The sequence below is a fragment of the Streptomyces sp. 1-11 genome (assembly GCF_007176755.1).
Taxonomy (GTDB): domain Bacteria; phylum Actinomycetota; class Actinomycetes; order Streptomycetales; family Streptomycetaceae; genus Streptomyces.
Genome location: NZ_BJTV01000013.1, coordinates 232,428 through 241,280, shown reverse-complemented (window position 1 = coordinate 241,280; position 8,853 = coordinate 232,428). Strand labels below are relative to the sequence as shown.

General features: G+C 67.8%; 9 protein-coding genes. 7 read left to right on the top strand and 2 right to left on the bottom strand.

Annotation, left to right across the window (positions count from 1 at the left end; all coding sequences use genetic code 11):
• The 3 genes from TNCT1_RS26485 to TNCT1_RS26475 form a co-directional block, all read left to right on the top strand.
• Window positions 1-985 (top strand): cbb3-type cytochrome c oxidase subunit I (locus tag TNCT1_RS26485; protein WP_174266463.1); only part of this gene is annotated, 985 nt, incomplete at its 5' end.
• Complete coding sequence (locus TNCT1_RS26480) at window positions 982-1,380, top strand: cytochrome c oxidase subunit 4 (RefSeq protein ID WP_143636570.1); 399 nt, start codon at window positions 982-984, stop codon at window positions 1,378-1,380. The genes TNCT1_RS26485 and TNCT1_RS26480, both read left to right, overlap by 4 nt.
• Before the next feature lie 143 nt (window positions 1,381-1,523).
• Window positions 1,524-2,789: an Ig-like domain-containing protein gene (locus TNCT1_RS26475; RefSeq protein WP_143636568.1), complete on the top strand. Its 1,266-nt coding sequence runs from the start codon at window positions 1,524-1,526 to the stop codon at window positions 2,787-2,789.
• Window positions 2,790-2,885: 96 nt separating this feature from the next.
• Here the strand turns inward: TNCT1_RS26475 and TNCT1_RS26470 are convergent, their stop codons facing one another.
• On the bottom strand, window positions 2,886-3,842 hold the full coding sequence (locus tag TNCT1_RS26470; RefSeq protein WP_143636566.1) for an IS481 family transposase: 957 nt from the start codon (window positions 3,840-3,842) through the stop codon (window positions 2,886-2,888).
• 278 nt (window positions 3,843-4,120) lie between these two features.
• A complete protein-coding gene (locus TNCT1_RS26455; protein ID WP_143636564.1) occupies window positions 4,121-4,522 on the bottom strand; it encodes a response regulator transcription factor in 402 nt (133 codons plus the stop codon).
• 146 nt (window positions 4,523-4,668) lie between these two features.
• Here TNCT1_RS26455 and TNCT1_RS26450 point away from each other — a divergent pair, with 146 nt between their 5' ends.
• Genes TNCT1_RS26450 through TNCT1_RS26435 form a run of 4 tightly spaced genes read left to right on the top strand, consistent with a single transcriptional unit; the run spans window position 4,669 to window position 8,841 of the window.
• The gene (locus tag TNCT1_RS26450; protein WP_143636562.1) at window positions 4,669-5,289 is read left to right on the top strand and encodes a heme-copper oxidase subunit III; all 621 of its coding nucleotides are present in this window, start codon (window positions 4,669-4,671) and stop codon (window positions 5,287-5,289) included.
• 59 nt (window positions 5,290-5,348) lie between these two features.
• A complete protein-coding gene (locus TNCT1_RS26445; protein ID WP_143636560.1) occupies window positions 5,349-6,161 on the top strand; it encodes a c-type cytochrome in 813 nt (270 codons plus the stop codon).
• Window positions 6,158-7,213, top strand: coding sequence for a ubiquinol-cytochrome c reductase iron-sulfur subunit (locus TNCT1_RS26440; RefSeq protein WP_143636558.1), 1,056 nt, complete (start codon window positions 6,158-6,160; stop codon window positions 7,211-7,213). The genes TNCT1_RS26445 and TNCT1_RS26440 overlap by 4 nt, the downstream gene beginning before the upstream one ends.
• On the top strand, window positions 7,210-8,841 hold the full coding sequence (locus TNCT1_RS26435; protein WP_143636556.1) for a cytochrome bc complex cytochrome b subunit: 1,632 nt from the start codon (window positions 7,210-7,212) through the stop codon (window positions 8,839-8,841). The genes TNCT1_RS26440 and TNCT1_RS26435 overlap by 4 nt, the downstream gene beginning before the upstream one ends.
• Window positions 8,842-8,853: the final 12 nt, after the last annotated feature.

Here is an 8,853-nt window from a genome sequence, read left to right as displayed (position 1 = left end):
CGCGACCAACGGCGGCGCACTGCTGTGGCAACACCTCTTCTGGTTCTTCGGCCATCCAGAGGTGTACATCATCGCCCTGCCGTTCTTCGGCATCATCTCCGAGGTCATCCCGGTCTTCTCCCGTAAGCCGATGTTCGGCTACATGGGTCTGGTCGCGGCGACCATCGCGATCGCCGGTCTGTCCGTGACGGTGTGGGCGCACCACATGTACGTCACCGGCGGTGTGCTGCTGCCGTTCTTCTCCTTCATGACCTTCCTGATCGCGGTCCCGACCGGTGTGAAGTTCTTCAACTGGATCGGCACCATGTGGAAGGGCTCGCTGTCCTTCGAGACGCCGATGCTCTGGGCGGTCGGCTTCCTGATCACCTTCACCTTCGGTGGTCTGACCGGTGTCATCCTGGCCTCGCCGCCGATGGACTTCCACGTCTCGGACTCGTACTTCGTGGTGGCCCACTTCCACTACGTGGTGTTCGGCACCGTCGTGTTCGCGATGTTCTCCGGCTTCCACTTCTGGTGGCCGAAGATGACCGGCAAGATGCTGGACGAGCGCCTGGGCAAGATCACCTTCTGGACGCTGTTCATCGGCTTCCACGGCACCTTCCTGGTCCAGCACTGGCTGGGCGCCGAGGGCATGCCGCGCCGTTACGCCGACTACCTGGCGGCCGACGGCTTCACCGCCCTGAACACGATCTCGACCATCAGCTCGTTCCTGCTGGGCCTGTCGATCCTGCCGTTCCTCTACAACGTCTGGAAGACGGCCAAGTACGGCAAGCCGGTCGGCGTGGACGACCCGTGGGGCTACGGCCGTTCGCTGGAGTGGGCGACGTCCTGCCCGCCGCCGCGGCACAACTTCCTCACCCTGCCGCGGATCCGCAGTGAATCCCCGGCGTTCGACCTGCACCACCCCGAGATCGTCGCGCTCGAGCAGCTCGAGCACGCCGGCCACGGCACCGCCATCGCGGGCGAGAAGGAGGCCGGCAAGTGAAGATCCAGGGCCGGATGTTCATCTGGCTGAGCTTCTTCCTCCTGATCATGGCCGTCGTGTACGGCGTGTGGTCGAAGGAGCCGGCCGGTACCACGGCGCTCTTCCTGGCCTTCGGCCTGGCCATCATGATCGGCTTCTACCTGGGCTTCACCGCCCGGCGGGTCGACGCGGGTGCGCAGGACGACAAGGAGGCGGACGTCGCCGACGAGGCGGGCGAGCTGGGCTTCTTCAGCCCGCACAGCTGGCAGCCGCTCATGCTGGGCGTCGGCGGCGCGATCGCCTTCCTCAGCATCGCGGTCGGCTGGTGGCTGATCTTCTTCGCCGCCCCGATCATCCTCATCGGCCTGTTCGGCTGGGTGTTCGAGTACTACCACGGTGAGAACCGCACCCAGTAGCACGCGGTGACGCGGGCGTCGAGCGCGCCAGGAGCCCGGACCTTCCGTCAGGAGGGTCCGGGCTCCTGCATTCGCCACGACGCCTGTCACCCGAACGACTTACGTACCGCGCCAAGGAGGTCGGCATCTCATAGCGTGATCATATGAATCACACTCCGCGGACCCGCACCGTCGTCACCTGCGCGTTGCTGGTGACCGCCCTCGGCGCGGGCGTCACCTCCTGCGGTTCGGACGGCAACCCCCTGTCGGCCAGCCCGTACGACGCGGCGGGCCAGATCTCCTTCAACGGCCCCACCGACGAGGGGAAGCCCGCCGATCCGGACAAGCCCCTGGAGATCACCGCCGAGAGCGGTGAGGGCCGGATCACCGACGTCACCGCCCAGGACTCCACAGGGCGCTTCGTGGCGGGCGAACTCGCGGCCGACGGCAGCCGCTGGCACAGCACCTCCCCGCTGGCCGCCAACGCCCACTACACGGTCCGCGTCAGCACCGAGGACGACGACGGCGCGCCGGGCCGCAAGGTCCTCACCTTCGACACCAGCAAGCCCACCAGCAAGCAGCGGCTGAACGTCACGTTCGGGCCGAAGGCGGGCGCCTACGGCGTCGGACAGCCCATCACCGCGCAACTCGACCGCGCGGTCAAGGACAAGGCGCAGCGGGCCGTCGTGGAGCGCGCCCTGCGGGTGGACTCCGTGCCGGCCGCGCAGGGTTCGTGGTACTGGGTCAGCGACAAGGAGCTCCACTTCCGCCCCAAGGACTACTGGCCCGCCCACGCCACCGTCCAGGTGCACAGCAACCTGGAGGGCGTGAAGATCGGCGACCGGCTCTGGGGCGGCAAGGCGAAGCCGCTGAAGATCACGACGGGTGACCGGATCGAAGCCGTCACGGACGCAGCGGCGCACCAGCTGACGTTCTACAAGAACGGCCAGGAGATCCAGCAGATCCCCGTCACCACGGGCAGGCCCGGCTTCGACACCCGCAACGGGGTCAAGGTCATCCTCGAGAAGCAGTACTACGTACGGATGCGCGGCACCACCATCGGCATCGCGGAGGGCAGTTCCGACTCCTACGACCTGCCGGTCTACTACGCCACCCGGGTCACCTGGTCGGGCGAGTACGTGCACGCCGCGCCCTGGTCGGTCGGCTCCCAGGGCTCCGCCAACGTCAGCCACGGCTGCACGGGGATGAGCACGTCCAACGCCCAGTGGTTCTTCGACCACGTCCATCCGGGTGACATCGTCAAGGTCGTCAACTCCAACGGCGACCCGATGGAGCCCTTCGGCAACGGCTTCGGGGACTGGAACCTCGACTGGAACAAGTGGCGCACGGGCAGCGCCCTGACGGCCGGCACCCCGGACACCTCGGCCCCGTCCCACGACGCCCCCCGGCTGCGGCCGGTGGCGCTGTGACCGGGGGCGCGGGGCGGTACGGCTCGCCCCGCGCCCCCGCACCGCCCACGACCGGCCCCGGACGCCCAACGGGCCCCGGGGTCCGTCCGGCAGGCCCTAGGTGTATTGACCCGCAGGGTTGTTGACGCGGGTGATGGGCGGGTGGCCGCCTAGTGCGGTGTGGCAGCGGTGGTGGTTGTAGGTGTGGAGGAAGTCTGCCAGGGCCTGGGTCCGCTCGTCGTTCGTCTGGTAGGGCCGCAGGTAGGCCCACTCGTCCAGCAGAGTGCGGTTGAAGCGTTCGACCTTGCCATTGGTCTGCGGTCGGTAGATGCGGGTGAGCTTGCCGGCCGCGCCGAGGTCGGCGAGTGCCTGCTGCCAGGCGAAGCTCTTGCGGTAGGGCCAGGCGTTGTCGGTCAGGACGCGCTCGATGCGGTCGATGCCCGCCGCGGCGAAGAAGGCTGCGGCCCGGGTCAGGAAGGCGGCGCAGGTGGCGGCCTTCTCGTCGGGGTGGATCTCGCTGTAGGCCAGGCGGCTGTGGTCGTCGACGGCGGAGTGGACGTAGTCGAAGCCCATGCGGTTGCGGGTGGCGCGGCCGGCTTGGCGGCCCAGCACTTTGTGGCCGCCGCCGTCGGGGATCCGGCCGAGTTTCTTGACGTCGACGTGGATCAGTTCGCCCGGACGGGCGTGTTCGTAGCGGCGGATGACCTGGCCGGTGGGCCGGTCGAGGAAGGCCAGCCGGTTCAGGGCGTGGCGGACCAGGATGCGGTGGACGGTGGAGGCGGGCAGGCCCAGGATCGGGCCGATGCGGGCCGGGCCGAGCTTGCGGGCCTGGCGCAGCTGGCAGACGCGGGCCTCCACGGTTGCCGCGGTGCGGTGCGGCGTCGTACGCGGCCTGCTGGAACGGTCGGCCAGGCCCGCTTCGCCCTCGGTGCGCCAGCGGCGGATCCACTTGTGGGCCGTGGCGCGGGAGATACCCATCTCGGCGGCCACCTGAGCGACCGGGCGGCCCGAGCGGACACGCTCGACCAGCAGCCGCCTGCCGTGAACGGTCAGCCGGGCATTACGGTGGGACACGAAGACCTCCGTGCGGTGTGTTCCTAGACAGCTCCACCACATCGGAGGTCTTCGCCATGTTCAAGACCCACCAGTGTCAACAACGCTCGTGATCAATACACCTAGGTCGTGTCCGCAAAGTCCCGCCTGCCCCGCAGCGCCCGGCACGCACTCTCGCCGCACCGGGCGAAGCCCCGAGTACGTCCAGTACGAGTGCCTCCGCCCGGTACGCCGAGAGCACGCACCGGACGCCGCGGGGCCCGCCCTCCGGGCGGACGACGGGACTTTGCGGACACGACCTAGACGCCCAGCAGCCGCTTCTGGCGCAGCAGGGACGCCAGGGCGGAGGCGAACTCCACCGGCTCCACCGGCAGCGTCACAGCGGCGTCCGCACGGCTCCAGGTGGCGAGCCAGGCGTCCTGCGGCCGCCCCATCAGCAGCAGCACGGGCGGGCAGTTGAACACCTCGTCCTTGATCTGCCGGCACACCCCCATGCCGCCCATCGGCACGGCCTCGCCGTCGAGCACGCACACGTCGATGCCGCCCTTGCCCAGCTCGCGCAGCACCGCCTCGGGCGTCGCGCACTCCAGGAACTCCACGACCGGCACGTCCGGCGCGGGCCGCCGCCCGGCGGCCAGCCGCACCTGCTCGCGGGTGTTGGAGTCGTCGCTGTACACCAGCACTGTGGCGGTCGGCTGCATGCTTCCTCCGAGACGAGGGCGTCGTACGGACAGGGCCGTTCGAGGCGGATGTTACTCCCATGAACACCACGTCAACACCGGTTCGGCGGGGCAAGACACTCCGAACGGCACCCCCCGGAGTGAGGGCGGGATAAGCGACCGACATAATGTCGGTCGTGGCGACAGCAACGACAGTAGAAACCGGGCACGCGCACCCGTCGGTCAACCGGCCGAACCTCACCAGCGTCGGAACCATCATCTGGCTGAGTTCCGAGCTGATGTTCTTCGCGGCCCTCTTCGCGATGTACTTCACCCTCCGGTCGGTGACCGGACCGGCGCACTGGAAGGAGATGGCGGAGGCACTCAACGTGCCCTTCTCCGCCACGAACACCACGATCCTGGTGCTCTCCTCACTGACCTGCCAGCTCGGCGTCTTCGCCGCCGAGCGCGGGGACGTGAAGAAGCTCCGTGGCTGGTTCATCCTCACCTTCATCATGGGCGCGATCTTCATCGGCGGTCAGATCTACGAGTACACGGAGCTGGTGAAGAAGGACGGGATCTCCCTGTCCTCCGACCCGTACGGCTCGGTGTTCTACCTGACCACCGGCTTCCACGGCCTGCACGTGACGGGCGGTCTCATCGCCTTCCTACTGGTCCTCGGCCGTACATACGCGGCGAAGAGGTTCACCCACGAGCAGGCGACCGCGGCCATTGTCGTGTCCTACTACTGGCACTTCGTCGATGTCGTCTGGATCGGCCTCTTCGCCACGATCTACCTGATCAAGTAGCCGGGACCGTTCCCGCACACCAAGCATCGACGCAGAAGATCCTGACACCGGGGTAATCCGTGAAAAAGCTCTCCGCACGACGACGCCATCCGCTGGCGGCGGTCGTCGTCCTACTCCTCGCGCTGGCGGCCACCGGGGGGCTGTACGCCGCGTTCGCGCCCGCGAGCAAGGCACAGGCCGATGAAACCTCCCAGTCCCTGACCATCAAGGAGGGCAAGAAGCTCTACGAGGTCGGCTGCGCCAGCTGCCACGGCACCGGTGGCAAGGGCTCCTCCGACGGGCCGAGTCTGGTCGGCGTGGGCGCCGCGGCCGTCGACTTCCAGGTCGGAACGGGCCGTATGCCCGCCTCCACCTCGCAGATGGCGCAGATCCCGCGCAAGAAGGTCATCTACACGCAGGCCCAGATCGACCAGCTCGCGGCGTACGTCGCGTCGCTGGGCGCCGGCCCGAACGTGCCGACGAAGCAGCAGTACGGCCCGGAGGGCGCGGACATCGCCAAGGGCGGCGAGCTGTTCCGCACCAACTGCGCGCAGTGCCACAACTTCACCGGCAAGGGCGGCGCCCTCACCAAGGGCAAGTACGCGCCGAGCCTCGAGGGCGTGGCCCCCAAGCACATCTACGAGGCCATGCAGACCGGCCCGCAGAACATGCCGTCCTTCCCCGACACCACGATGTCGGAGAAGAACAAGAAGGACATCATCGCGTACCTGAACGCGGTCAACGGTGACGAGACGGTCAACCCGGGCGGCATGGAGCTGGGCGGCCTCGGGCCGGTCAGCGAGGGTCTGTTCGCCTGGATCTTCGGCCTCGGCGCACTGATCGCGGTTGCCGTGTGGGTCGCCGCCCGGACCGCAAAGGCCAAGAAGTCATGAGTAGCCAAGACATTCCAGAAGAGAACCTGCCCGAGCAGGGCCACGCGCACGGCGCCGTGAGCGTCGCGGACGAGGAGAACCCGTTCGCGGACCCGGGGCTGCCGCCCCACGAGCACCGGATCCAGGACATCGACGAGCGGGCCGCCAAGCGGTCCGAGCGCGTCGTCGCCCTGCTGTTCACGGTCTCGATGCTGGCCACCATCGGCTTCATCGCCTCGTACGTGACGATCTCGCCCGACACGTCGGTCTACGTCTTCCCGATCGGGCACATCAGCGCGCTGAACTTCGCGCTCGGCCTGACCCTGGGCGCGGCGCTGTTCTGCATCGGCGCGGGCGCGGTTCACTGGGCCCGCACGCTGATGTCCGACGTCGAGGTCGCCGACGAGCGTCACCCGATCGAGGCCTCGCCCGAGGTCCGCGCGAAGGTCCACGCGGACTTCAAGGAGGGCGCCAAGGAGTCGGCGCTCGGCCGCCGCAAGCTGATCCGCAACACGATGTTCGGCGCGCTCACCCTGGTGCCGCTGTCCGGCGTCGTCCTGCTGCGGGACCTCGGTCCGCTGCCCGGCACCTCGCTGCGTCACACGCTGTGGGCCAAGGGCAAGCTGCTGGTCAACATGAACACCAACCAGCCGCTGCGTCCCGAGGACGTCGCCGTCGGTTCGCTGACGTTCGCCAAGCCCGAGGGTCTGGAAGAGGCCCAGGAGGACTTCCAGAACGAGATCGCCAAGGCGGCCCTGATGATCATCCGGCTGCAGCCGGGCAACATCAAGGACAAGCGCGAACTCGACTGGTCGCACGAGGGCATCGTCGCCTTCTCGAAGATCTGCACCCACGTCGGCTGCCCGATCTCCCTGTACGAGCAGCAGACGCACCACGTGCTGTGCCCGTGCCACCAGTCCACCTTCGACCTCTCCGACGGTGCCCGAGTGATCTTCGGCCCCGCTGGTCACGCCCTGCCGCAGCTCCGCATCGGCGTGAACGACGAGGGTTACCTCCAGGCGCTCGGCGACTTCGAGGAGCCCGTCGGTCCTGCATTCTGGGAGCGCGGATGAGCACCAACGAGAACAACGAGCGACGCGGCAAGGCGCCCGCCGGCGAGCGGATCGCCGACTGGGCCGACGGCCGGCTGGGGATCTACTCCCTGGCGAAGTCGAACATGCGGAAGATCTTCCCCGACCACTGGTCGTTCATGCTGGGCGAAGTCTGCATGTACAGCTTCCTCATCATCATCCTGACCGGTGTCTATCTGACGCTGTTCTTCCACCCGTCGATGAACGAGGTGGAGTACCACGGCAGCTACGTCCCGCTCCAGGGACAGCTGATGTCCGAGGCGTTCAACTCGACCCTGCACATCTCCTTCGACGTGCGCGGTGGCCTGCTCATCCGGCAGATCCACCACTGGGCCGCGCTGATCTTCCTCGCCGGCATGTTCGTGCACATGATGCGCGTGTTCTTCACCGGCGCGTTCCGCAAGCCGCGTGAGATCAACTGGCTGTTCGGCTTCCTGCTGTTCGTCCTGGGCATGTTCACCGGCTTCACCGGTTACTCGCTCCCGGACGACCTGCTCTCCGGCACCGGTGTGCGCTTCACCGAGGGCGCGATCCTGTCGATGCCGATCGTCGGCACGTACATCTCGTACTTCCTCTTCGGCGGCGAGTTCCCCGGCCACGACTTCGTGGCCCGGTTCTACTCGATCCACATCCTGCTGCTGCCGGGCATCATGCTCGGCCTGATGGTGGGCCACCTGATCCTGGTCTTCTACCACAAGCACACGCAGTTCGCGGGTCCCGGAAAGTCCGAGAAGAACGTCGTCGGCATGCCGCTGCTGCCGGTGTACATGGCGAAGGCCGGAGGCTTCTTCTTCCTGGTCTTCGGCGTGATCGCGGCCATCGCCGCGGTCACCCAGATCAACCCGATCTGGGCCATGGGCCCCTACCGGCCGGACCAGGTGTCCACGGGCGCCCAGCCCGACTGGTACATGGGCTTCGCCGAGGGTCTGGTCCGCTACATGCCGGGCTGGGAGATCAACTTCTGGGGTCACACGCTCGTCCTGGGCGTGTTCATCCCGCTGGTCCTCTTCGGCCTGGTGCTCGCCGCGATCGCGGTCTACCCGTTCATCGAGTCCTGGGTCACCGGCGACAAGAGCGAGCACCACATCCTGGACCGCCCGCGCAACGCCCCGACGCGCACCGCGTTCGGCGTCGCCTGGATCACGGTGTACATGGTGGGCCTGGTCGGCGGTGGCAACGACCTCTTCGCCACCCACTTCCACCTGTCGCTCAACGCGGTCACGTGGTTCGTCCGGATCTCCTTCTTCGCCGGACCGGTCATCGCCTTCATCGTCACCAAGCGGATCTGCCTCGGCCTGCAGCGCCGGGACCGCGAGAAGGTGCTGCACGGCCGCGAGACGGGCATCATCAAGCGCCTGCCGCACGGTGAGTTCATCGAGATCCACGAGCCGCTCAGCCAGGAGCAGCTGCACACCCTCACCGCGCACCACCAGTACGAGCCGGCCGCGATCGGCCCGGCGGTGGACGAGAACGGTGTCGAACGCAAGGTGAAGGGGTCCGAGAAGCTGCGCGCCAAGCTCAGCAACGCCTACTACGGCGAGGACAACCAGATCCCGAAGGCCACCGTCGAGGAGTACCGGGAGATCACGAGCGGCCACGGCCACCACTGATCCCCGAGCGTC

Coding starts and splice junctions, on each gene's coding strand:
- TNCT1_RS26455 (WP_143636564.1), bottom strand. CDS start 4,522: ATGCAGCCGACCGCCACAGTGCTGGTGTACAGCGACGACTCCAACACC.
- TNCT1_RS26440 (WP_143636558.1), top strand. CDS start 6,158: ATGAGTAGCCAAGACATTCCAGAAGAGAACCTGCCCGAGCAGGGCCAC.
- TNCT1_RS26450 (WP_143636562.1), top strand. CDS start 4,669: ATGTCGGTCGTGGCGACAGCAACGACAGTAGAAACCGGGCACGCGCAC.
- TNCT1_RS26435 (WP_143636556.1), top strand. CDS start 7,210: ATGAGCACCAACGAGAACAACGAGCGACGCGGCAAGGCGCCCGCCGGC.
- TNCT1_RS26475 (WP_143636568.1), top strand. CDS start 1,524: ATGAATCACACTCCGCGGACCCGCACCGTCGTCACCTGCGCGTTGCTG.